This window comes from Ekhidna sp., from assembly GCF_039940915.1.
Classification (GTDB): domain Bacteria; phylum Bacteroidota; class Bacteroidia; order Cytophagales; family Cyclobacteriaceae; genus Ekhidna.
Map to the genome: position 1 here is coordinate 378,722 of NZ_JBDVFO010000001.1, position 24,363 is coordinate 403,084.

The window sequence follows — 24,363 nt, forward strand, 5'->3', positions numbered from 1 at the left end:
GCAACAGAACCAACTTGATTTGTAATTTGCAGACTCAATATTTATTCAACACCATGAATCCAATTTTCGTTGGTACAATCGTTTTAGGCTATTTCTTTTTGCTCATCGCAATCTCCTGGCTGACCTCTAAAAATGCAAAGTCTACCGACTTTTATACTGCGAGTAGAGAGTCTAAATGGTATTTGGTCGCTTTTGGCATGATTGGCGCATCCCTTTCTGGTGTTACGTTCATTTCTGTTCCAGGCGAGGTAGCAAATTCTAATTTCTATTATTTCCAAGTAGTCCTTGGATATCTGGTGGGTTATTTTGTGATAGCCAAAGTTCTTCTGCCGCTCTACTATCGGCTCAATTTAGTTTCTATCTACACTTATTTGGAACAACGTTTTGGGTTTTGGTCATATAAATCTGGAGCATTCTTTTTCCTGATTAGTCGAATCATTGGGGCAAGCTTCAGGCTTTTCTTAGTAGCAGGAGTGCTTCAGATTGCCTTTTTCGATGCTTTTGATCTGCCTTTTTGGACATCAGTACTTACAACGATAGTGCTTATATGGCTTTACACATTTAGAGGTGGTATTAAAACCATCGTTTGGACAGACACACTTCAGACAACTTTCATGCTGATAGCGGTGATTGTCAGCATCGTATTTATTAAAAACGAACTTTCATGGACATGGACGGAACTCACATCCAACCTTTTTCAAGATGAGCGCTCCACCATTTTCAATTGGGAATGGCAAAGTGGGAGAAATTTTTTCAAGCAATTCTTTAGCGGGGCATTCATCGCCATCGTCATGACTGGGCTAGATCAAGACATGATGCAGAAAAACCTCACATGCAAGAACATTGGTGAAGCTCAAAAAAATGTCTTCTGGTTTTGTGTGATATTAGTTGTTGTCAATTTCCTATTCCTCAGTCTTGGCGTCCTTCTTTACCAGTATGCAGAAATTGGAGGTATCGCTATGCCAGATCGCACAGACAATTTATTTCCCATGTTGGCCGTAAACAACTTTTCCACTTTTGGGACAATTACCTTCTTACTTGGCATTACCGCAGCTGCATATTCTAGTGCTGACTCAGCTCTAACAGCCCTTACTACTTCGTTTTGCGTGGATTTTTTAGGCTTCAGAAAGGAAAATTATGAAGAAAAAAAGAAACTTAGAATTGGCGTTCATTTTGCTTTTTCAATCGTTTTGTTCTTCGTCATACTTATTTTCCAAGCCATCAATGATCAGAGTGTTATCAATTCCATATTTATAGCGGCAGGTTATACGTATGGCCCTCTGCTGGGGCTTTTTACTTTTGGCATTCTCACCAAATGGGAAGTGAAAGATCATTTAGTCCCCTTAATATCCATTGCCTCCCCTATTTTGAGTTACATCATTAATCTCAATTCTGAGATGCTTTTTGGTGGATATAAATTTGGGTTTGAAATTTTAATCCTCAATGGACTTATTATGCTGTTGGGTTTGTTTCTAATTAGACGTAGAAAGTAACACACATGCGAGATATAGAAACATCGGAAGATTTACATGAATTAGTCAGCTCCTTTTACAGCCAAGCCAAAACCGATGAAATGCTTGGGCCAATATTTCATCAGTTTGTTGACGACTGGGAGCCGCACATACAAAAAGTAGCCAGCTTCTGGGAAGCCACTTTATTTTCTTCCGGATCTTATAAAGGGAACCCACTTGCACTCCATCTGGAAGTTGATAAGACCGTACATCATTCACTGGAACAAGAACACTTCAATAAGTGGGTAGACATCTGGCATCAAACGACTGACACCTTGTTTTCCGGGGAAAATGCAGAGAAAGCCAAGCAGCGTGCAAGTAACATTGCCAACATCATGTTTATAAAAATATATCAGGCAAGAATGTAGGTTGAGCTATAAACCCAGCTCCTGTAAAGGATCCCAGAAAAACTTTTCAAAATTTTCAACTTGATCATTTTTCACTCGAATACCCTCAGCTTCTAGTAGCTCCTGCATTCGGTTGGGTGATTGAAAATGATTTTTACCTGTAAGGACCCCGATTCGATTGACCACTCTATGTGCTGGCACATCATGCTGTGCAACCGCACCATTCATGGCCCAGCCTACTACTCTAGCCGAACGTTTTACTCCAAGATATGCGGCTATTGCACCATAACTCGTAACCCTCCCTTTAGGGATTAATTTAGCTACCTCGTATACATCTTTGAAAAAACTATCCTTATCCATCAATCCATTTTTTTAACCTCACAGTTTTCCAAAATATAGAACAGATGTAAGGGGTTGTCATCATTTAACTTCAGGGTTCCTGTTACCCTCACCCTTTCGTCTGTAAAGCGAAATTCTGCATCAGAATAGACTTCTACGACTGTTTCTGGACCTGCTGCTCCACAGAAAAAACACGATTGATATGGAAAGCGAGAAAGTACAAAATAGTCTTGATCGCTCTCCTGCTGAAGTGGTATTATGAACCCTTCAAGTGTCAGCTCCTTCCCTTCCCGTAATTTTAGTTGCTTAGAAAATTTAGGTTGCTCAACTTCGGCTCCCATAAAGTCATCATAACCCATTACTATCTCTACAGAGGATAATAATTCCCAACCGGATAGTTGAGGTTGAAACAAAAAGGCAAGAAAAATAGTCATCATAGTAGTGTAACATTATTAGAACCAAAACTATCTAAAAAACGTGTTAGAGTCTTACGAAGGCCTTAGCATAATTTTTTACTTTAGCCGAACATAAAAACATCATATGAGCAGTATCATCTCAACCTCCGAAGTTTCTAAGAAATATGTAATGGGCAGTGAAATCATCATGGCCCTTAAATCGATCTCTATCAATATTGATAAAGGTGAGTATGTCGCCTTTATGGGGCCTTCCGGATCAGGTAAATCCACTCTCATGAATATCATAGGATGCCTGGATACTCCAACGGACGGAACTTATGTGTTAAATAATCATGACGTGAGTGATCTTACTGAAAATGAATTAGCTGAGATCAGAAACAAAGAAATTGGATTCGTATTCCAGACGTTTAATCTATTACCCAGAGCCTCCGCATTAGAAAACGTAGCATTGCCGCTTGTATATGCTGGCTATAACTCGTCGGAAAGAGAGGAAAAAGCATTAGCCGCCTTAGCGGGTGTAGGCTTGGATGATCGTGCCTATCATAAGCCAAATGAACTTTCAGGGGGACAAAGACAGCGGGTTGCTATCGCAAGAGCCTTAGTAAACAACCCTAGTATCATTCTTGCAGATGAGCCTACAGGAAATCTAGACTCCAAAACCTCTTACGACATTATGGATCTTTTTCAAGAGCTTCATGATAAAGGCAATACGATCATCATGGTGACACATGAAGAAGATATTGCGGAGTATTCGCATAGAATTGTCAGACTTAGAGATGGGCTTATCGAAAAAGATGATGTCAACCAAAATGTGAGATCAGCCAGGACTCCAGCATGAGTGCTAAACTCTATACCAAAACCGGTGATAAAGGCAAAACTTCGCTTTTAGGAGGGAGAAAAGTTTCCAAAGATGATTTAAGAATTGAAGCTTACGGTAATGTAGATGAGCTCAACTCTTTCATAGGTCATTTAAAAGATCATGAAGGAGTAGAAAATCGACTAAAGCAGCAGCTCTACTGGATTCAAGAGCATCTATTTTCAATTGGGAGTATTCTTGCAACAGAAGCCGACTTCAAGGGATTTGAGTTGCCTCAGGTGAATCAAACTGAGGTACAACAACTGGAAGTATGGATCGATAAGTTTGATGGAGAAGTGCCTCCATTAAAAAACTTCATTCTGCCTGGAGGTCACCCAGCTGTTTCACTAGCACACATTTGTAGAACGGTGTGTAGAAGAACTGAAAGGAGCATCATTTCGTTAAGTACTCATGAGCCAGTAGATGAGTCAATATTACAATTCATGAATAGATTGTCTGATTATTTGTTCATCTTTGCGCGCGCAATCGGCCACATTTTAGGTGTGAAGGAGATTCCTTGGGCACCAGGGTCAGATTGAAATAAATCCCATTTCAACCCAAAGATTGTAGAAAATGACAGAGACGTTGGATATTCAAATCACAGAGACACAAGAATCCAGACTGCCCGAAATCGATTTCGATAACCTGGCATTTGGTAAAACATTTTCTGATCACATGTTTATCGCCGACTATAAAAATGGCGAATGGACAGACCTAAGAATCACACCCTATCAGAATCTTTCTGTGAGTCCCGCCAACGCAACACTCCATTACGCGCAAAGCATATTCGAAGGGCTAAAAGCTCATAAGGCAGATAATGGAGATATCATGATATTTAGGCCTGAGGCCAATGCTCAAAGGTTAATCCGAAGTGCTGAACGCATGTGTATGCCTCCTGTGCCTGAAGAGCTTTTCATGGAAGCAATTGAGTCACTAATCTCGGTGGACAAAAACTGGGTACCCAATAGTCCTGGCACATCACTATACATCCGACCATTTCAGTTTGCCGATGATCCATTTATTGGCGTCCGTCCATCGGAGACTTACAAATTCATGGTCATAACGGGGCCTGTGGGTGTCTATTATTCTGAGCCAGTACGCGTTAAAATTGAAAAGCATTTTACACGGGCTGTAAGAGGTGGTGTTGGAGCAGCCAAAACGGCTGGCAATTATGCCGCTTCTTTGTACCCTGCCCAGCAAGCTCAGGCTCAGGGATATCATCAGCTTGTCTGGACTGACGGTCAAAACCATGAATTCATTGAAGAATCGGGGACAATGAACATCATGTTTGTGATCAACGACACACTCATCACTCCTCCTACAAGTGATTCTATACTACCAGGCATTACCAGAGAAAGCGCACTACTTCTAGCTAAGAGCTGGGGTGTCACCGTTGAAGAAAGACCTATTAAAGTAGATGAAGTAATGGAGTCAATAAAAAATGGCTCCCTGACAGAGGCTTTCGGTATTGGAACAGCTGCTACGGTCTCTCATATTGCTGTTATCGGGTATGAAGGGACAGATCATGAATTACCTGCTGTTGAATCCCGCACCATCTCCAATAGAATTCTTGACTCTTTGACAAAAATCAAGCTAGGTCAAGAGGAAGATCGATTTGGCTGGATGCATAAAGTGGGTTAATCCCAGTTATTTTCTGTAATAAAAAAGTATTGATTCACAGAAGAGATTAATCTGTGATTATCTTCGCCACTTCAATTTTAACATTCCATGACAAACGAAGAATTGAAAGATTTAAAGGCTCGTGTTAATGCCTTGAGGGGGTACCTTTGACTATGATGGTCGTAAGAAAAACCTCGAAGAATTAGAACTAGTCACCGCTCAGCCAGACTTCTGGAACAATCCTGAAGAAGCTGAAAAGACCATGAAAAAAATTCGTGGCCTCAAAGGCTGGACGGATAGTTATGAAGAAGTTGAAACTTCACTGGGTGACGTAGAAACGCTATACGAATTTAATCAAGAGGGTGAGGCTTCAGAAGCAGAAGTGCAGGAGTCGTATGATGTTGCATTCAAGCAACTAGAAGAGCTGGAGTTAAAAAAGATGCTCGGAGAAGAAGAGGATCAACTTTCAGCTATGCTTCAAATAACACCTGGAGCAGGTGGAACTGAAAGCAATGACTGGGCCGGTATTCTGATGCGCATGTACATCATGTGGGGTGAAGCGAATGGGTATAAAGTCCGTGAAGTGGATTACCAAGCTGGAGATGTTGCAGGCGTAAAATCTGTTACTCTTGAATTTGATGGACCATTAGCTTATGGGTATTTAAAGTCCGAAAACGGTGTGCACAGACTTGTGCGAATTTCTCCGTTTGATAGCGGGGGCCGAAGACACACTTCTTTTGCTTCCGTGTATGTATATCCTGTTGCCGATGATACGATTAAGATCGACATAAACCCTGCAGACATTGAACTCCATACCTCTCGATCAGGAGGTGCCGGCGGGCAAAATGTGAATAAAGTAGAAACCAAAGTCCAACTTACACACAAGCCAACAGGCATTGTAGTGGTTTGCCAAGTAGAACGTTCTCAGCTGGCAAACAGAGAGAGAGCCATGCAAATGCTAAAATCCCAGCTCTACCAAATGGAGATTGAGAAGAGGAACAAGGAACGTGCAAATATTGAAGCTGGAAAAAAAGCCATTGATTTTGGATCACAAATACGAAATTATGTGTTGCATCCATACAAACTCATAAAAGACGCTCGAACAGGCTTTGAACGAACGGATGTGCAGAACGTACTTGATGGGGATTTGAATGATTACATCAAAGCTTTTCTCCTTCATGAAGAATAGCTAAACGCTTCAACCGGCATAAATGAAAAAATACTCACTGAACTTTTGGTTACTCTCCTTAAGTTCTTTCTTGTTTTTTGGTTCGTTCAACATGGTTCTTCCAGAGTTGCCCGATTTCATGCGGACACTTGGAGGTGAGAGCTATATTGGTCTACACATTACGTTTTTCACTATTACGGCACTTATTTCACGGCCCTTTAGTGGTAAACTCACGGATACCTGGGGTCGCATTCCTGTGATGGTATTTGGGGCAGCAGTCACTGCGGTTGTATCACTGTTCTATCCATTTTTTTTAAACATCTATGCGTTTCTTTTCATTCGATTCCTGCATGGCTTTTCCACTGGATTTAAGCCTACTGGAACGGCAGCATATGTAGCCGATATCGTGCCCGTGAATAGAAGAGGTGAAGGCATGGGCATCCTCAGTTTCTTTGGCATGACTGGCATGGGCATTGGAAATTATGTAGGAGGAGTCATCGCCATCAATAACGACATCAATGTATTATTCTACTGCAGTGCAGGAGTTGCTTTACTTTCCGTGATTGTAATTGCCGGCATGAAGGAGACCGTGCAAAACAAACAAAAATTTTCTGGCAGCTTGTTGAAAATAAAGGCCGTAGATATTTATGAGCCTACGGTAATCGTGCCCTCTGTCGTAATGATGCTGGTCACATTCTCCTTTGGTGCTGCTTTGACCCTCGCTCCGGATCTTAGCGTTTCTCTGGGCATTGCGAATAAGGGGCTGTTTTTCTCCTATTTTACGATGACCTCTCTCGTTTCTCGTGTGGTAGGAGGGCGTCTCTCAGATGAATTTGGAAGACGCAAAGTATTGATAGCTGCCATGCTAATTGTCTCCACGGGATCTGTGTATATAGGGTTCTCTCAATCGGCATTTCAGTTGTTTACCGGAGCCTTAATATTTGGCGCTGGCTATGGCCTTTCTTCACCAGCTCTATTTGCCTGGGCTGCTGATTTGGCACCAGACGAATTTAGGGGTCGCGGGTTCTCTACGCTTTTCATGGCATTGGAAATCGGTATCGGCATGGGAGCATTGCTAGCTGGTCAGATTTACAATGGCAATCCGGCTAATTTCCCAATCGTTTTTACGGGATGTGGAAGCCTCGCATTTTTAGCTTTTATTTACCTCCTGTTTAAAGGAAAGTAGATGACTAAATACATTTTATGGATATACATTATTGTATCCATTGCCAACCTGATTGCAAAAGTTATTCCGTCAGAAGAACTGAATCAGTACACTAAGCCTCTTTTGATGCCTTTACTGATGATCTATGTTTATAAGTTGAGTGTTGGTAAAACAACTGCGCGAATTCTTTTGCTGTGCATTGCACTCTTGTTCTCATGGTTAGGAGACTTGGCATTGATGTACCAAACCAACAAGCTTTATTTCATGGCAGGCATTGGCCTTTTTCTGATCGCACAAATCACCTATGTCATAGTGTTGAAGAAATCCATGTATCAAAAGCCTAGCTTTAGTTTAATGAAGATTCTACCTTTTCTTCTCTACGCTGCTCTTCTTTTCTATGTGCTACTACCCGCTGGAGATTTCACCGTTCCGATTATCATTTATGGCCTGGTGATTATGATTATGGCGATAATGGCTCGATTGAGAGAGGGTAACACCGCTCATGAAAGCTATCAACTAGCATTCCTTGGAAGCTTGTTATTTCTAGTCTCTGATTCCATTCTAGCTTTCAATTCATTTCACACGCCGATTCCCTATGCAGGCCTACTTGTGATGTCGACCTATTGTGCTGCTCAACTTCTACTTGTGTTAGGTCTACTAAAACATGCAGAGTAGCATTGTCTTTAAAATCACTTCTCCCTTCTCGAAAAGTAGGGATCAAAGACCGACTGAAACTTGAGTTAAATTATTTGAAACGAACCATTCCAAGAGCAACATCAACGTCAAATGTGAGTAGGTTTTCTGCACTTGCTGAGTAGCTCATATTCACGAAAACATTTTTTTCGACTTCTTCAAATCCATCCGCAATTTTCACGGCGCAGAGAGGAGAGTCTCGAATACGGATTATCACAGGAGTGCCGTCTTTCGGCAAAAGTATCTCCAAGTTACCTGCTCCAACAGAAGCGTTAACATTACACTTTTCAGACATCTCTCGATCGAAATCCAATAGTACATTACCAAAGCCAATCTTGGTGATGACATTCTCTGCTCTGGAGAGATCCATTCGTTTGGCAACTATGGATCCAAAATCTGCTTTTACATAGAAAGTATCCATTTTGATTGGATTGCTACTTCCCTCGTCATAACCAACAACGATATCCGCGCTTCCAGACTTAATCTTCAGATGTTGCACGGATGAGCCTGTAAGGTTTACATCAGCATTTCCCAATCCATAGATGAGATTCAGCTTATAAATTTTATGCTCGCTGAGGTTAACTTTCCAGAAGTCGTTGTCCTTATCGCTTCTAGACACTGCCATGGTGAAGCTATCACCAAATCCAGAGGAGTTGTATTCATCCAATACAAGTTTTGAATAGCAAGTATTGTTCTTAACCTTACTTGCAAAAGTTGGATTAATCTTTTCAAGATCAGGGTTACCGTAAATTGTCAATGGATTATTGTCTACCTCAGACTGCTTTAATAGACAATTGGTAGCCGTCGCTTTAAGATAGAAGTCAACGGTATCGAAATCCGGAGAATCCTTTATCGTATAAAATTTTGAAAGCTGTGCAACCGCACTTATGCCTGTCAGCAGGGACACCCCTGCGATCAATACCAACCGCAACATGGAGTGTATTACGAATTGAATCAAGGGATGTTACGTTTCTCCTAACGAATTAGTCAAATAATTCAGATTTTATTTATCAATGCATCCATGATGCTATTTTAACTTCATGGATGCGACCGAATTCCTTCTTGAAATGGCTAAAAGAATTCTTTCATTCGTTCGAAGAAACTCTTGTCAGATTTTCCTGGATCAGGCTGAAAATTGGGAGAATTCCTCAAGGATTCCAATACCTCTTTTTCTTCTAAAGACAGCTTTTTTGGTGTCCAAACATTTACATGTACTAATTGATCACCCTGTCCGTATCCCTCAATTGATTTTATTCCTTTTCCTCTCAATCGAAGGATCTTACCACTTTGAGTACCCGGATCAATTTTAATCTTCGCTTTGGCTCCGATTGTTGGTACCTCAATGGAGGTACCCAGCGCGGCATCTATGAAATTCACATACAGATCATAGATTACGTTATTTCCATCTCTTTTGAGCGTATCGTCCTCTACTTCTTCTATAAGAATCAAAAGGTCTCCAGGAATTCCTCCAGCTACTTCGTTTCCTTTACCAGACATGGATAGCTGCATTCCGTCGGTTACTCCAGCGGGTATCTTTATGGGAATAACTTCCTCTTGTCTTTTCAGGCCTGAGCTATCCACACCTGCAGCTCTGCTCTCCACGGTTTGACCGCTTCCACCACATGAGGGGCAAGTTGATGTACTCATCATTTGACCCAGCATCGTATTCATCACCTTGCGTACTTGCCCGGAACCGCTACAGCTTGAACAGGTCTGAAATTTCGTATCTGGATCTACTGTGAGCCGATTGACTTTTATCTTTTTCTCAACACCATGTGCTACTTCTTCCAGGTTCAATTTGAGTTTGATCCTGAGGTTGGTTCCTTTCCTTGTGCGACGACCTCCTCTACCTCCGCCACCAAAAAAGCTTTCGAATGGGCTACCACCTCCACCGAAGATATCTCCGAACTGAGAGAAAATATCATCCATGTTCATATTTCCTCCGCCAAATCCACCTCCGGCGCCACCTACTCCCTGATGACCGAATTGATCATAGCGCTGGCGCTTTTCGTCATTGCTTAAAACCTCATACGCTTCAGCTGCTTCTTTGAATTTATCTTCAGCAGATTTATCATCGGGGTTTTTATCAGGATGGTATTTGATAGCAATCTTTCGATATGCTTTCTTCATCTCATCCTTGCTCGCCGAACGATCGACTCCTAAAATTTCATAATAGTCTCTCTTCGCCATGCTACTGTTTTGCTCCTACAACTACTTTCGCAAATCTTACTACGGATTCTCCGAGGGTATATCCAGGCTCTACGACATCAACTACCTTTCCTTCAAGTTTCTTCTCAGCAGGTATCTGCGTAATCGCTTCGTGCTTTTCATCGTCAAAGGCATCTCCTTTCTTCACTTCCATTTTCTTTAGCCCTCTATTGTCTAGCGACTTATTCAGTTTATTTTGAATAAGCTCCATTCCTTCTCTCAAGGCTTTTATGTCTTCACTCGACTCAGAAGCCGCCATCGCGCGCTCAAAATCATCTAATACTGGAATCAAATCACTCATTAAATCTTTGTTCGCTGTACTTATCAGACCTAATTTTTCTTTAGATGTTCTTCGCCTAAAGTTTTCAAACTCCGAATACAGTCGCAAGTATTTGTCCTTAGCTTCACCTAATTGCTCTTCAAGAGTGGGCTCTGAAGATTCCTCAGAAGTCTCACTCTCAGCAACTGCTTCGTTCTCAACATTAGTCTCTTGCTCTTCAGCAATTTCCTGATCTTTATTCACTTTTTCTTTCGTTTCTTTCATTCTTCAATCTGCTTAAAGATGTTTGGTGAGTGACAATTTCTTTGCCAATGGCTTTTGATGTGCCAATATGTCAGTTTAGTTTAATTGCTTCCAGATTTTATCTTTCAGCTCCTGAATACCATCGCCTGTTACGCTTGAGATGAATAACGTTTCTATGTCCGGCAATTCATTTTTCATTTCTGCCATGAGCTCCTCATCTAACAGGTCTGATTTAGAAATGGCTAGCAGCCTTTCTTTATCCATGAGCTCCGGGTTATGCTTTGCAAGTTCACCCATTAGAATGCTGAATTCTTTCTTGATATCGTCGGCATCTGAAGGGATCATGAAAAGCAAAATAGAGTTTCTTTCTATGTGGCGAAGAAATCTATTCCCCAGCCCCTTGCCTTCCGCTGCGCCTTCAATGATGCCTGGAATATCTGCCATCACAAACGACTTGTAATCTCTGTATGAAACTACTCCTAAATTTGGAACGAGCGTGGTAAATGGATAATCTGCAATTTCTGGTTTAGCCTCGGAAACGGCTGATAGTAAAGTGGATTTGCCTGCATTGGGAAAACCTACCAATCCTACGTCCGCGAGGATTTTTAGCTCAAGAATGACCCATTTTTCAATCCCTTCAAGTCCGGGCTGAGCATATCTTGGAGTTTGATTGGTGGATGTTTTATAATGGACGTTCCCTCTACCACCTATTCCTCCTGCTAGAAGTATTTTCTCCTCGCCGTCTTCCATTATCTCCACCAACTTCTCATTGGTTTCTGAATCGCGTGCTATCGTGCCTATAGGAACCTCAAGAATTATGTTTTCGCCATCTTTTCCAAAAGACCGACTACCTGCCCCAGGGCCTCCATTATCGGCCATGATGTGTTTTTTGTATTTCAAATGAAGGAGTGTCCACAGCTGACTGTTACCACGAAGGATTATGTTTCCTCCTTTGCCACCATCACCACCATCAGGCCCTCCTTTTGGTACGTGTTTTTCCCTACGGAAATGTACCGAACCTGCTCCACCATCCCCTGAGCGGGCGTAGAATTTGACGTAATCTATAAAGTTGGAATCCATAGGTCTTTAGACCTCCAATGAGGTAATCGTTGAATTGATGGCATCATAAATACCGTCAATACTGCCTACCCCATTGATCGCTGTGAATTTTTCTTGATTTCGATAATACTCAGCCACAGGTGAAGTCTCCCGATTGTATACCTGAATTCGATTGTTGATTTTTTCATCATCCTGATCATCAACTCGGCCTGAGGTCTTTGCACGTTCTTTGATTCGCGCTTTCAATTCATCTTCAGGAACTTCTAAAGCCACCATACCGGAGATCGACAATCCATGCTTTTCCAGCATCTTATCCAAAGCATCTGCCTGATTGACTGTTCTTGGAAATCCATCAAAAATGAATCCGTTTGCATCCAGGTTTTCCTGAATCTTATCTTCAACCATTCCAATCACGACTTGATCCGGAACCAGGTTACCAGCATCCATGTAGCTTTTCGCAAGCTGACCTAGCTCAGTATTTTCTCCCATGTGCTTGCGAAACAGATCTCCTGTTGCAATATGAATAAGTGAGTGAGATTCAATAATCTTCGCACTCTGCGTTCCCTTCCCCGCTCCTGGAGGACCAAACAAAACAATATTCAGCATAGCTTCAATTTGTAAAAAGCGGTAAAGATAAGGGCTAAAAATATATCTAGCAGTCTGTTTTTAAACTAGTCTCTGTAAGTTAGCCAACTATTATGGCTACAGCACTGAAATACTTCACAGTCTACTTCTTGAGTGGTCTTAAATTCATCTTTGGACCCACCTTTGGTGTTGCTTATGACCTACCTGTGATTGCCATCATAATTCTTACGACTTTAGGAATGATGACCACCATCTACCTTTTTACTTTTTTCGGTGATGAGCTTCGAAAATTCTTTGGGCGGTTTAGAAAAGACAAACGCATTTTCAATAAAAAAAGTAGGCGTTTTGTTAAAATATGGCGAAAATTTGGACTTAAAGGAATGTGCCTTTTAACGCCACTGGTCCTCACTCCTCCTGGCGGAGGACTACTTGTTAATCTTTTGGGCTCTAATAAGAGACTAATCTTAAAATGGATGTGGATCAGTGCTTTTTTATGGAGTACTGTAATCACATTAATAGTGAAGTACGCTTTTTGGTTGATTGATGACTTTGTTACGCTTTAGCCTTCTTCATTTTCGTCATCCAGCACTTCTATATCCTGAATCAGCACTCTTTTGGAGATAGCTCTCCCTGTAGGGGTCGCTGCTAGTCCACCTTGTGCTGTTTCCTTATATCTGGCTTCCATGCTTTGCCCAACTTCTCCCATGGCATCCACACATTCATCAACGGGTATGACTGGGCTTACATCTGCTAATGCAATCTGCGCAGATGAATTTGCAATGGCCGCTGCACTGGCATTTCTGACAACACATGGTATTTCAACCAATCCAGCTACAGGATCACATACAAGCCCAAGCATGCACTGAATGGTAATGGCAACAGCGTTGAAGATTTGATCATTTGTGCCGCCAAGACAGTATACAATGCCTGCTGAGGCCATGGCTGCTGCTGCGCCAGTCTCTGCCTGACATCCTCCAACGGCTCCTGCGATTGATGCTCTTTTTTCAAGTATCAAAGCCACTCCTGCTCCTATCAGTAGTGCTTCGTATATTTTTTGATCTGGTATATCATGGATTTCCTGCAAGGTAAATAGTGTTCCTGGTAGAATTCCGCTAGCACCTGCTGTAGGAGCTGCTACCACCCTTCCCATACAAGAATTTACTTCTTTAGCTGCCAGCGCCCTTGCAATAAGCTTTTGAAAGTCTGATGACAATACACTTACTGGGAAATTCATCACCTTTTTTGCTCCATTATTTATCATTCCTGAATAGGAGCTCATATCATCCTCAAGGCCCGACTTGACAGCCTCTTTCATTACGCTGTAGGCCTGTCCTATGCCCGTCCAAATATCAGCTTCACTTTTCCCTTTTTGATTGATCTCAAAATCTAGCACCAGCTTGTATAGCGGAAGATCTTTTTCTTCACATTCCTTTTTCCAAGCTTCGAAATTGTTAAATAGAACACTCATACTCAAAGATACCATTTGTTTAAGCCAATAACTTAGGCTTTTGACTGGGAGTTTCATGAAGCTGGCTATTTTTGCGGCCATGCTGAAAAATGATCTTATTCTACGAGCAGCCCGAGGCGAAAAAACAGAGCGTACTCCCGTATGGCTGATGAGACAAGCGGGGAGAATATTACCTGAGTACCGAGCCATTCGCAATAGCCTTTCCGGCTTTAAAGAGCTCGTCGAAACACCCGAGCTCGCAGCTGAGGTGACAATTCAACCGGTAGATATTCTGGGTGTAGATGCTGCCATTATTTTTTCTGATATCCTGGTTATCCCTGAAGCTATGGGTCTGACCTATGAGATGGTAGAAAAGAAAGGTCCGCACTTCCCCAAAACGGTTGAAAGTATCAAAGATATCGATGCATTGAAGGTGGCTGATCCTTCGGATCTCAGCTATGTCTATGATGCAATTAAAATCACCAAGAAGGAACTCAATGGCAGAGTTCCACTGATTGGGTTTGCAGGCGCTCCTTGGACAATCTTTTCCTATATGATAGAAGGTGGTGGCAGTAAAACATTCTCGAAAGCCAGGCGCCTTTTGTATGCCGAGCCAGAAATGGCTCATCGTCTTTTAGACATGATCACTGAATCAACCATCGGGTATTTAAAAAAACAAATTGAGGCTGGAGCAGATATGGTTCAGGTTTTTGATTCGTGGGCTGGCGTTCTACCGCCTGAACACTATTCTCAATTTTCATTGCAATACATCTCAAAGATCTGTGATGCCATAGATGGGGTTCCTATTACCATTTTTGCCAAGGGTGCATGGTGGGCACTACCTGAAATGGCCAATATTAACTGCCGAACCATCGGATTGGACTGGACAATGAATCCGCAAGAAGCAAGGAAAGTCCTTTCAAATAAAACGCTTCAAGGGAATTTGGATCCGTGCGCACTTTATGGAACTAATGATACCATAAAGCAAGAAACAGGGAAAATGTTAAACGCTTTCGGGGATCATCCATATATCGCCAATCTTGGACACGGAGTTTATCCTGATACTGACCCCAAAAAAGTGAAGTATTTTGTCGATTGTGTGAAAGAGCTATCTGCTCATTGATATTTGATATAGGCTGCAATTTTTCGTCTTAGCTCATTGGGATCAAACGGCTTTGTGATATAGTCATTCATTCCTGCAGCAATTACATCTTGCCTCACCTTGAGTAGTGCCGAAGCTGTTAACGCAATTATTGGGGTTTTCTCATCGAAAGTCCTGATTTTACGAGTGGCTTTGTATCCATCCATTATAGGCATTTGCAAATCCATCAACACAAGATCATAGGTGCTTTCTTTCATCATATCCACAGCTTCTTGCCCATTGTAGGCTACTTCTACATCCAGTTCCCATTTTTTTAAGAACTTCTCGGCAACCATGATATTCATCTGATTGTCTTCCACCAATAAAATATGCTTTCCTGCAATGATATTGGTATCTGCTTCTTCTTGATCAGCCTGATCTACTTCTTCGTGCAAGACTTTTTTGAAGGTGAGGTCGAACCAAAAAATTGTACCGGATCCTGGCTCACTTTTAACATAGATTTCTGATCCGACCAAGTTTAGAATTTTCCGAATGATGGCTAAGCCCAACCCTGTTCCTCCGTATTCCCTCGTGGTGGAAGACCCTGCCTGTGTAAATCGTTCAAAAATGAGTTTCTGCTTATTGTATGGAATTCCTATTCCTGAATCCAATACTTCTGTCCTTATGGTTTGGATGGTTTCAGTCTCTCCTAAAAGCGTGGTTTTCAACTTCACATAACCCTTTCCTGTAAATTTCAATGCATTGTTTATGAGGTTGTTGAGCACCTGATAAATTCTTGTTTGATCTGCAATCACAAGTGGGTGCATTTTTTCATCCAATTCCAATACCAAGCTGATGCCCTTTTCCTTGGCTAAAGCGCTATGCGCCTTGATGATCTTGGCGGAAAGTGTTTCCAGATTTACTTCGGTAAACTCAAATTCAATTGAGCCCGCTTCCAGCTTATTGTAGTCTAAAATATCATTGATCAAGGCGGTAAGATGCTCGGCTGAAAACTGAAGCGATTCGAGGCTTTCTTTTTGATCCTGCCTAGGTTCTTCATTTATGAGAAAATGTGAAATTCCAACTACGGCGTTGAGCGGTGTTCTAATTTCATGTGATATGGTACTTAAGAAATCTGTCTTTGCCTTTGAGGCAGTTTCTGCTGCATCTTTTGCCTTTCTTAAGGAGTGGGCAAAACGGTAGGAAAGAATCAACGATTGGAAGAAAAAGAAAAGTATAAAGCCAATAAAAGTCAGGAATGTATTCTCCTGGACTGGCGTGAGGTAAACTGATATTAAATACACAGCCACCATGAATACGATTCCAGTACTTGCAAATGCATATTGCGCGCCCGTTCTGTTCCGCTTATACGCAATCCAGTACACATATATCAGATAGAAAATGGCCACAATAACCAAAACAAAAAATGGCTCCACAAGCTTGGTGAAGAAGGTAGTGGGTGCAAACAAGGATAACAGAGAAAATACCGTGGAGATTGCCGAAAAGCCAAGCAAAATGAATTTCTTGCTGTCCTCGGGGTAAAGCAGGTAGCTGTATATTGTGAATATGCCACATGGAATAAAAAGCGCTAGGTATTCTGCTCGAATGATCAATTCCCAAGACATGTTTGGATAAAGAGCATGGATGGCATACTCGCCACTTCCGATCATTCTATAGCTAAAAGTCAAACAGAAGAGAGCAAAGAAAAGTACGGATCTTTCATGCTGGCCGAACATAAAAAGGCCGAGAAAAAAAAGACCTCCCATTACCAAGCTTCCACTTAGCAGGAAGTCATAACTAAAATCGAAATCTCTTTTGGCGTTCAAGACCTTACGGTCTCCCAACAAAATAGGCTCTCTTACTCCACCCTTTGTGTGCCTGAAATTTGACACTTGCAAAACAAATGTTAGGGTATTTTGATATCGAGCGATGGATACAACTTGCGGCATCCAGTCTGGAACTGTGCTCTCTTTGTTCTTCCCTACTTTTCCATTCTTAACTATCTCAAAACCATCGTAATACAATAGGTATGCATTGTATGACTCGCCTAGTGAGATTGCTAGTTGGGGGGTTTTCGGTGGTAACAATACCCTAATACGATAAGTAGCATACCCTTGAGCTGACAGTTCTTGTCCATTGCGTGTTACGCCTCCATTCCACAATTTAGGGAACTGGTAGTAGTCAGTCTCCTTAAAAGAAATTGAGTCAGGCTTTAAAAGTTCTTCCCAATAAAACTCCCACTCACCGTTCAGAGCCACGGCGTTATCATTCAGATCTACTTTAGACAGATCAATTACACCGTCAACGACTTCTTGTGCTTTTCCAATTAATGAACAAGCAAAGAATAAGGATACGATTAATACGAGTTTATTCATGGCTGACATCAGCCAAATTAAAGATATTTTTTGAGTATCGGATTTTCCTTTGCTTCCTTAAACAATATTTCCTTATCGATTGGTACTGCTCCTGGCATTTCGCAAACAATGCCTCCTCCTAGATTTGCCAATTCTGATGTGAATTCAAGGGGTAATCCAAGCGTCAAACATAGGCCCGCAATACTGATCACTGTATCACCAGCACCAAGCACTTCCACAATTTGTCTTGGATGAGAAGCTAATTTCCCGGAATCAGTCTTTGAATTAAAGAAAATGCCTCTTTTGGATAAGGTGATAAGGTAGTTTTCTGCTTCTACATTACTTCTTAGCTGCTTGGCCGCATCCTCAAGTTGGGATTCCTCTAGCGCGTCGAACTCGATACCCAGGCCATCTTTCATGTCTGCGATATTTACCTTAAATATTGAGACACCTTGATATTTTGTGAAATTTCGCCTCTTAGGATCCACAGCAATGGGAATGTTTTTTTCTCTTGCCAGCTTAATCGTTTCTTCAATCACTTCAGGATTGATTGTCCCTTTATCGTAATCTTCAAATATGACCAAGTCACATTCTTCTAGTAGATTTTTTATGTGATGAAGAAGGGATTTCTGATCTAAATCCACCAACGGATGAACGTCTTCATTGTCCACTCTTACCAAATGTTGCAATCCGGACATCACTCGGAGCTTCGTTGTAGTTACCCTATTTTGACTCCTAATGATTCCCTTGTTGGGCATTTTTTCATATTCGAGCAACTGCTCGAAGGCAGCCCCGTCGGTATCATCACCAACCACCGAACAGAGTATAGGTGTTGCACCAAGTGCTCTGATATTCATTGCAACATTTGCTGCTCCTCCTAGTCTTTTTTCTTGCTTGTCAAGCTTAAGAACAGGGACAGGTGCTTCAGGAGAAATCCGACTAACCTGACCGTGCATGTAATAGTCGATCATGACATCTCCTACTACAAGGACTGTTTTGTCTTTAAATCCTTCAAAAACCTCTTCAATAGATTTCATTCTACGATAGTTTAGCAAGGGACACTTTCACTCGGGCAATAGCTGATCTTAAATCATTCTCAGATGCTGCGTAAGAAAGCCTAAGGCATTCAGGATCTCCGAAAGCTTCACCCGTTACTAAAGAAACGCGAGCATCTTCCAACAAATACATGCAGAGATCATTTACAGTATTGATTTTAACATCACCATTCCCTTTCCCAAGGTAGTATTTCACATTCGGAAAAAAGTAAAATGCGCCTTGCGGCATGTTCACTTCAAAACCTGGAATCTCCTTCAACAAATCATAAACCAATGCTCTTCTATCTTCATACGCTTTAGCCATCTCCTGAGTAGGTTCCATCGGCCCTGTCAATGCTGTAAGAGCCGCTCGTTGCGCAATGGAGCAGTTTCCTGAAGTGTACTGACCCTGCATCTTATTGGCTGCCTTCGCTATCCAAGAAGGAGCACCTATGTATCCAACACGCCAGCCAGTCATTGCAAACCCTTTAGAGAATCCATTTACAGTAACCGTACGTTCAATCATATCACCAATTGCTCCAATGCTTTCGTGCTTTGTTCCAAAATTGATCAGCTCGTAAATTTCGTCTGAAATGACAGTAATGTCTTTTCTTTCTTTTAGAACATCGGCCATTGCTTCCAATTCTTGTCGCGAAAAAACAGATCCGGTCGGATTGCAAGGAGATGAGAATATAACTGCCTTGGTTTTATCCGTGATGGCTGCTTTCATCTGATCGGCAGTAGCCTTAAAATCGTTTTCAATTGTGCCTCCGACAAAAACTGGAGTGCCTTCTGCTAAAAGAATCATTGCAGAGTAGCTCACCCAGTATGGAGTCAATACAATCACCTCATCACCAGGATTCAAGATTGCCATAAATACATTGGCAATGGATTGCTTAGCTCCGTTTGAAACTACTATCTGATCTGGAGCATATGTGAGGCCATTGTCTCTCTGAAACTTTTGAGAAATTGCCTTCCTCAAATCCAAATATCCGTTAACAGGAGGGTAAGCGAAATAGTTTTCGGTGTTTATGGCTTCAATAGCACCTTCCTGAATATGCTTAGGAGTCTTAAAGTCAGGCTCTCCAAGGCTGAGACTTATGACTTCAATACCTTTTTCTTTCATCTCACGCGCTTTGGCAGCCATAGCTAAGGTCGCGGATTCCGGAATGCTTTTGATTCTTTTGGAGAGTGTACTCATCTGGTGTTTTTTGGCAAAAATAGAAAGAAGAGCTAACTATAATCAGCTAACTCTTCTCAAATATATCTCTTACAAAAGTATGTTACTGAGTGGACTCTTCACCGTTTTTATCCAGGTTGAAGAGCAATGATATTCGCAATGTATCTGCAAGTGGGTGATTCTGTCCTCCTTGAGGCAATAGATAGGAGAAATCAAAACCAAAAATTTGATATCGGAATCCTGCTCCTATTGTAAAATACTTACGATCTCCCTTGTTCTTATGCTCGGAAAAATAACCTGCTCGGGCTGCAAAAAGATCTCGATACCAATATTCCACTCCTACAGAGTAGGTAAGTTCTTGTATTTCCTCACTAAAACCCCGAGGTGCATCTCCAAACGAGCCAAAGGTGCCTGACAACAGTGATCTATCTGGGTCTTTACCTTTGGCTATAATCTTGTCTCCGTTGCTATCGGTTTCAATATTTCCATCGCTATCGGTTTGATAGAGCGGAGGGCTTGGAACCATCAATTTATTTATATCAAATGCAAAGGTTATTGTATTATAAAGGTCTAAATCTGTTTTGAAAGCAGATCCTAACCTAAAATTGGCAGGGATGAAATTTTCATTGCTCTCTGCACTATATGTGATTTTTTGACCAATGTTGGATAAATGTGCACCCAGTGATAGTTCTGAATTTTTACCCGAAAGGATGAATGGTTTTGTATAAAAAAAGCCAAAATCCACTGCGACAGATGTTCCTGCTTTAGCATCTGGAGCACCCTGAAGGTCTCCGGCTAAATTGGACCAGATAAATCTTGCGGTAACTCCAACGCTCATGTTTTCAGACAACTTTCGTGAGTATGTTCCGTCAAAAGCTAATTCGTTGGGGTTCTCCACTCCCTGAAATGTAGCATTGCCATCATATTTTTGAATTTCCCCTAAGTCAAAGTATCTAAAACTGAGTCCAAAAGCCTGATTCTGATCTATTTTCTTATAAAATGAAAGATAGTTCAATGACATATCATCGATAATATTTCCTAGCCATGGTGAGTAGGAAAAAGAAAAACCCATATCTGTTTCAATGAAAGCCAGTTTCGCATTGTTCCAGTGTACGCTATTTGCATCAGCAGAAGTTGCTGCTCCAACATCGCCCATTGCAGATGCCCGACTATCTGGAGCAAAGCTCAGAAATGGCACAGCTACGGTAATTGGGTTTCTTAAGCTGTCTTGTCCTGAAATAAATGACGACTGCCCAAAAGACTGAAATGTAATTAAGACTAGAAGAATAGCGAATATCTTCTTCTCAAGATGATTCATTCGAATGATTTTATAAAAGGATGCCAAACTTAACATTATCAAGTGAATACCAAATTAAATTTTAATAAAAAGTGCTGATTTTCAATAACTAAGGCATTAATCAATTTACTATAACGAGCTTTTGCGTGATTTCTTTCACTGCTCCATCTAATCTACTCTGAATAATCAATCTGGAGAAATAAATGCCACGCTTCAGCGCTTCTCCAGAGTTAGTTTCGGCTGTCCACGGTATTTCTACAGTGCGCTGACTATTCTCTAGTAACACTTGACGTTTGCTCACAACCTCTCCTTTAGGACTGTACACTAACAATGAAACATACAAGTCCTCATCCTCCCTATCATGTTCAAAGGAAAAAGTAGTAGCTCCTGCTACTGGATTTGGATAAGCAATTGGATTGTACACAAAAAGAATTGGTTCGTCGGTAACTGTGAATTTAACAGTCGAAGTGGACGCGATATTGTGTGCATCCCATACTTTTATTGAAGCGCTGTAGTTACCTGGCTCAAGTTCCTGTAATGGATAGACTACCGTGCCTTTCTTAAAATCATTTTCTTCTGCAGTATAGAAATCATTGAGATTGAAAATCTGTCCGTTCAGGGTCAACGTTATACCCTGAACCACCCCAGACCTTGTTGTTGTGATACCACTTTCGTCTTCAATTTTTGCAATTAATATTGGAGAAGCACCTACTGCGCTCCCATTTACAAATGATGAATCGTTTACGTAAACACTTAATACCGGAGGTTCATTGTCTTCCGTTGGATTTGGGCTTGTCCCTCCTATGACAAAATCTCTCGAAGAACCTCCTGCATCGATATTGTTATTAATGTCCCAGGCGTACAGGCTCATTTTTCCTTTCTGATACTGATAGGAAATATTTTTGGGAACAATGAAGGAAAAAGTAAACACTCCATTTTCTACAGTTGCCTCACCTCTAAAGAGCGCATTGCTTCTAAGTGAATATGAATATGGGGCGCTCTCTTGTCCGTTTGTTTCAAATGATTGCTTCACATCAAAGATCCCCACAACTAACTGCCCATTGAAGTCACTCTGTAGCATTCCTCCAGCCTGTATTTGACCCGTAAAAGTAACTTCTTCCAACGCGCTGAGAGTATCCAAATTATTGCCAACATCATCGAGGACTACATCCAGTTTTGGATATGCTGGCATCATCATTGGATCTCCGAGCAAGGTAAAATTGCGATTAACCGGCCCCTCAAGTCCCTCATTTTTTGTCAATCTAATTACATCTCCGAGTCTTAGGTTTTGATTTCCTTCTTTCCTAAAGATGTTTTCGTGAAATGCTTGATTTAAGGTGAAGTTGGTGCTCGCAAAAACTGGTCTGGAGGTGGTTAGAAGTGCAATACCTCCTCCCTGTTCAAGTAGCAATAAGTCCTCAGCCCCTGAAATCCGTATGGGGTCATCATATCTTCCAAATTCGCATGTGGCAGTCACAAAAATTGGCAGCCTGTTTCTATTGGTGAGTTGTTCTATATCTTGTCTGGTCAGAATTTCCTCTTCCATCCAAAGCCGCTCATTCCCATGCCCAATGTAGTTTACCACAAAAGTCCCGTTTTTGATACGTGTTTTCAACGCAGAACTTGCTTGAGGTGATTTTTCAGAAGAACCTGAGGCCTCTTGAACGAAGGCATCTAAAAGCACTTTGTTGATATTGTAAAGCGCAAACGTGGTATCTATAAGTTCTGATAAGTCTTCCACATGGCGGGCATGAATATTTCCATCACCATCATCCGCAACGTACGTCATTTCACCTCTCCATTTACCTAATGTATTGGGGCTGGTATTGTAGTAGATGATTTTATCTACGATAGCCTGAGCTTCCGTTTTAGTCTTAACCGGCAGCCTTCCTACTCCTATTTCCAACGTATGATCGCCGGATTTCGACTCGACCCATTCGCCCTCGTCTTCGTCCATAAATCCAAAATAGTCATCGGAAGAATGACTGAAAATTGGGTGAAAGCTCTCTCTGGATTCATAGGTTGGAACAAAATTGGAATTGTTAGGGATGTGATCTTTGTAATCATAAGAACAATCGCCGAATAAAAGTAAGTATTTAAGGCTTCCTCCGGTTTCGTAAACGTGCTTCGCATAATCTCTAATGGCAGAAATATCCTGACGCCCAGAAGAAAATTCATTGTAAACTTCTATGGTGGTCACTACAGTCACACTCAGTCCGTCATAGTCCCTGTGAAATTGTGCCAACTGCTCAGCCTCTGCTTCAAATTCAGGGCTGGTTATGATAATTCCATCGAGGCTGACGTCTCCTCTGAGGTTTTGATTGGATACGTTTCCAAAGATGAATGGTGCCGGAAATTCAGATCCTGAAAAAACTACATACTCTTCAACCCCGTCAGATTGACTTTGATAAATTGCCTTAGTCGCGTTTACACTGAAGCTTTGGGAAGCTACATTCGTAGGATCAGACACATCCCAAATTGTTGCGTTTTCAGCATTGGAAATTTCGTACTGGATAAGTTCCCCCGGATTGCCGATCCATCGGTAGTCAGTTTCATTCGCGTAAAGCTCCAAGTTTCGTTGAAAAGTCAAAAAGTAGTAATCTATAAATCCTCTTTTACCTGAGGTATTCGCATCAAAGGCTATTTCTAATGAGAAATTGGATGTATTGGGAAGGGTAAATACATCCTCCGCCTGCCTGGCCTTGATTGCATAAGTGGTTCCTGGCCCATCTGGCACAGCACCAATGGGGAGTGAGCCTATCGAAGTAGTTCCAACTGACACATCAAATGTAGACGCTGCAGATGATTGACTTACTGCTTTTAACTGAAGGTTTATGGCCGAGTTCAATCCATCTATCTGATAGTTTGCAGTATGCACCCCACCGTCGTTGAGCGTTTCTCCATACCACCCTCTTCCTGAAGAAATCAGATTAATGTCATCTACTTCATAATCAATGAAATCATCAAAGGAAGTCACGATTTGAGTCGCTGCTCCTGCAAGGTTCTCTTTTACATTTACTCTCTTCCCATCTGCCCCACTAATATTTAAGAAATAATAGGCAGTGTCTGAATAAATGTTCTTTTCGTATTCAAATCCTGTTTCAGTCCAAGTTTCATTGTCTGGGCCAACACCATAAAAAAGAATGTAATCACCTTGATCAAACGATCCATCCGATTCTCCAAAAATATAAATGGCATTCTCTACCAGATCAACAGGTCGTGCTTCTGCATTGCTTTGCGGTAGAATCCCTTTTATCCCATTTCCATATAGCTGAATTTCTCTTGGATCCAATGAGCCGGAAACGCCAAGCGCAGCTAGTGTATTTGCATCTATTTTATAGATTCCAGATTCAGCAATGCCCACCTTCACCCATGAGCCTGTAGAAAGCACAGACGACTGAGCAAACACAAAATGAATGCTCAACATACAGCTTAGCAAGAGAATTCTTCTCATCGATATAGTAAACGCATCTTTCACTC

Annotated in this window: 23 protein-coding genes; 10 read left to right on the forward strand and 13 right to left on the reverse strand. The window is 41.6% G+C overall.

Annotated elements, in window-relative coordinates:
• The first annotated feature begins 53 nt into the window (after positions 1–53).
• Together ABJF57_RS01710 and ABJF57_RS01715 are read left to right on the forward strand one after the other, a co-directional pair.
• Positions 54–1,493, forward strand: a complete 1,440-nt coding sequence (locus ABJF57_RS01710; RefSeq protein ID WP_462231882.1) for a sodium:solute symporter — start codon at positions 54–56, stop codon at positions 1,491–1,493.
• A gap of 5 nt (positions 1,494–1,498) precedes the next feature.
• A complete protein-coding gene (locus tag ABJF57_RS01715) occupies positions 1,499–1,879 on the forward strand; it encodes a group III truncated hemoglobin (RefSeq protein WP_462231880.1) in 381 nt (126 codons plus the stop codon).
• A gap of 6 nt (positions 1,880–1,885) precedes the next feature.
• Here the strand turns inward: ABJF57_RS01715 and ABJF57_RS01720 are convergent, their stop codons facing one another.
• Both ABJF57_RS01720 and ABJF57_RS01725 read right to left on the reverse strand, forming a co-directional pair.
• A complete protein-coding gene (locus ABJF57_RS01720; RefSeq protein ID WP_462231878.1) occupies positions 1,886–2,218 on the reverse strand; it encodes an MGMT family protein in 333 nt (110 codons plus the stop codon).
• Positions 2,218–2,634 (reverse strand): hypothetical protein, encoded by a 417-nt coding sequence (locus ABJF57_RS01725; RefSeq protein WP_462231876.1) that lies wholly within the window; start codon positions 2,632–2,634, stop codon positions 2,218–2,220. The genes ABJF57_RS01720 and ABJF57_RS01725 overlap by 1 nt, the downstream gene beginning before the upstream one ends.
• A 103-nt stretch (positions 2,635–2,737) precedes the next feature.
• Here ABJF57_RS01725 and ABJF57_RS01730 point away from each other — a divergent pair, with 103 nt between their 5' ends.
• From ABJF57_RS01730 to ABJF57_RS01755, 6 genes are all read left to right on the forward strand, one after another.
• Complete coding sequence (locus ABJF57_RS01730; protein ID WP_462231874.1) at positions 2,738–3,451, forward strand: ABC transporter ATP-binding protein; 714 nt, start codon at positions 2,738–2,740, stop codon at positions 3,449–3,451.
• Positions 3,448–4,008 carry a cob(I)yrinic acid a,c-diamide adenosyltransferase gene (locus ABJF57_RS01735; RefSeq protein ID WP_462231872.1) on the forward strand — a complete coding sequence of 187 codons (561 nt, stop codon included), beginning with the start codon at positions 3,448–3,450 and terminating at the stop codon, positions 4,006–4,008. The genes ABJF57_RS01730 and ABJF57_RS01735 overlap by 4 nt, the downstream gene beginning before the upstream one ends.
• A 34-nt stretch (positions 4,009–4,042) precedes the next feature.
• On the forward strand, positions 4,043–5,110 hold the full coding sequence (locus ABJF57_RS01740; protein ID WP_462231870.1) for a branched-chain amino acid aminotransferase: 1,068 nt from the start codon (positions 4,043–4,045) through the stop codon (positions 5,108–5,110).
• Between the two features lie 87 nt (positions 5,111–5,197).
• Positions 5,198–6,278 (forward strand): peptide chain release factor 2 gene (gene prfB, locus ABJF57_RS01745; protein WP_462231868.1). Its coding sequence is split into 2 segments (ribosomal slippage): positions 5,198–5,257 and positions 5,259–6,278, totalling 1,080 coding nucleotides; the frame shifts between segments, so codons are not numbered across the junction.
• 22 nt (positions 6,279–6,300) lie between these two features.
• Positions 6,301–7,443, forward strand: coding sequence for an MFS transporter (locus ABJF57_RS01750; protein ID WP_462231866.1), 1,143 nt, complete (start codon positions 6,301–6,303; stop codon positions 7,441–7,443).
• Positions 7,444–8,097, forward strand: coding sequence for a lysoplasmalogenase (locus tag ABJF57_RS01755; protein ID WP_462231864.1), 654 nt, complete (start codon positions 7,444–7,446; stop codon positions 8,095–8,097).
• 70 nt (positions 8,098–8,167) lie between these two features.
• Here ABJF57_RS01755 and ABJF57_RS01760 read toward each other — a convergent pair whose 3' ends face one another.
• The 5 genes from ABJF57_RS01760 to ABJF57_RS01780 all read right to left on the reverse strand — a co-directional run bounded on the left by ABJF57_RS01760 (position 8,168) and on the right by ABJF57_RS01780 (position 12,511).
• Entirely contained in the window at positions 8,168–9,073 is a 906-nt protein-coding gene (locus ABJF57_RS01760; protein ID WP_462231862.1) for a hypothetical protein, read from the reverse strand.
• Positions 9,074–9,186: 113 nt separating this feature from the next.
• Positions 9,187–10,305 carry a molecular chaperone DnaJ gene (dnaJ, locus tag ABJF57_RS01765; RefSeq protein WP_462231860.1) on the reverse strand — a complete coding sequence of 373 codons (1,119 nt, stop codon included), beginning with the start codon at positions 10,303–10,305 and terminating at the stop codon, positions 9,187–9,189.
• A 1-nt stretch (position 10,306) separates the two neighbouring features.
• The gene (locus tag ABJF57_RS01770) at positions 10,307–10,867 is read right to left on the reverse strand and encodes a nucleotide exchange factor GrpE (protein ID WP_462231858.1); all 561 of its coding nucleotides are present in this window, start codon (positions 10,865–10,867) and stop codon (positions 10,307–10,309) included.
• A gap of 75 nt (positions 10,868–10,942) precedes the next feature.
• The gene (gene obgE / locus ABJF57_RS01775; protein WP_462231856.1) at positions 10,943–11,926 is read right to left on the reverse strand and encodes a GTPase ObgE; all 984 of its coding nucleotides are present in this window, start codon (positions 11,924–11,926) and stop codon (positions 10,943–10,945) included.
• A gap of 6 nt (positions 11,927–11,932) precedes the next feature.
• A complete protein-coding gene (locus tag ABJF57_RS01780) occupies positions 11,933–12,511 on the reverse strand; it encodes an adenylate kinase (RefSeq protein ID WP_462231854.1) in 579 nt (192 codons plus the stop codon).
• Positions 12,512–12,603: 92 nt separating this feature from the next.
• Between ABJF57_RS01780 and ABJF57_RS01785 the strand changes: the two genes are divergently transcribed.
• A complete protein-coding gene (locus ABJF57_RS01785) occupies positions 12,604–13,053 on the forward strand; it encodes a hypothetical protein (RefSeq protein WP_462231852.1) in 450 nt (149 codons plus the stop codon).
• Here the strand turns inward: ABJF57_RS01785 and sdaAA are convergent.
• Entirely contained in the window at positions 13,050–13,958 is a 909-nt protein-coding gene (sdaAA, locus tag ABJF57_RS01790; RefSeq protein WP_462231850.1) for an L-serine ammonia-lyase, iron-sulfur-dependent, subunit alpha, read from the reverse strand. The two genes, ABJF57_RS01785 and sdaAA, sit on opposite strands and share 4 nt — an antisense overlap.
• A 55-nt stretch (positions 13,959–14,013) precedes the next feature.
• Here sdaAA and hemE point away from each other — a divergent pair, with 55 nt between their 5' ends.
• The gene (hemE, locus tag ABJF57_RS01795; RefSeq protein WP_462231848.1) at positions 14,014–15,060 is read left to right on the forward strand and encodes a uroporphyrinogen decarboxylase; all 1,047 of its coding nucleotides are present in this window, start codon (positions 14,014–14,016) and stop codon (positions 15,058–15,060) included.
• Here the strand turns inward: hemE and ABJF57_RS01800 are convergent.
• The 5 genes from ABJF57_RS01800 to porU form a co-directional block, all read right to left on the reverse strand.
• Complete coding sequence (locus tag ABJF57_RS01800; protein ID WP_462231846.1) at positions 15,054–17,393, reverse strand: response regulator; 2,340 nt, start codon at positions 17,391–17,393, stop codon at positions 15,054–15,056. The genes hemE and ABJF57_RS01800 overlap by 7 nt on opposite strands.
• Before the next feature lie 17 nt (positions 17,394–17,410).
• Positions 17,411–18,409, reverse strand: a complete 999-nt coding sequence (locus ABJF57_RS01805) for a bifunctional heptose 7-phosphate kinase/heptose 1-phosphate adenyltransferase (protein WP_462231844.1) — start codon at positions 18,407–18,409, stop codon at positions 17,411–17,413.
• A 1-nt stretch (position 18,410) separates the two neighbouring features.
• Positions 18,411–19,607, reverse strand: coding sequence for a pyridoxal phosphate-dependent aminotransferase (locus ABJF57_RS01810; protein ID WP_462231842.1), 1,197 nt, complete (start codon positions 19,605–19,607; stop codon positions 18,411–18,413).
• Between the two features lie 82 nt (positions 19,608–19,689).
• A complete protein-coding gene (porV, locus tag ABJF57_RS01815; RefSeq protein ID WP_462231840.1) occupies positions 19,690–20,904 on the reverse strand; it encodes a type IX secretion system outer membrane channel protein PorV in 1,215 nt (404 codons plus the stop codon).
• A gap of 100 nt (positions 20,905–21,004) precedes the next feature.
• Positions 21,005–24,337: a type IX secretion system sortase PorU gene (porU, locus tag ABJF57_RS01820; protein ID WP_462231838.1), complete on the reverse strand. Its 3,333-nt coding sequence runs from the start codon at positions 24,335–24,337 to the stop codon at positions 21,005–21,007.
• Positions 24,338–24,363 lie beyond the last annotated feature (26 nt).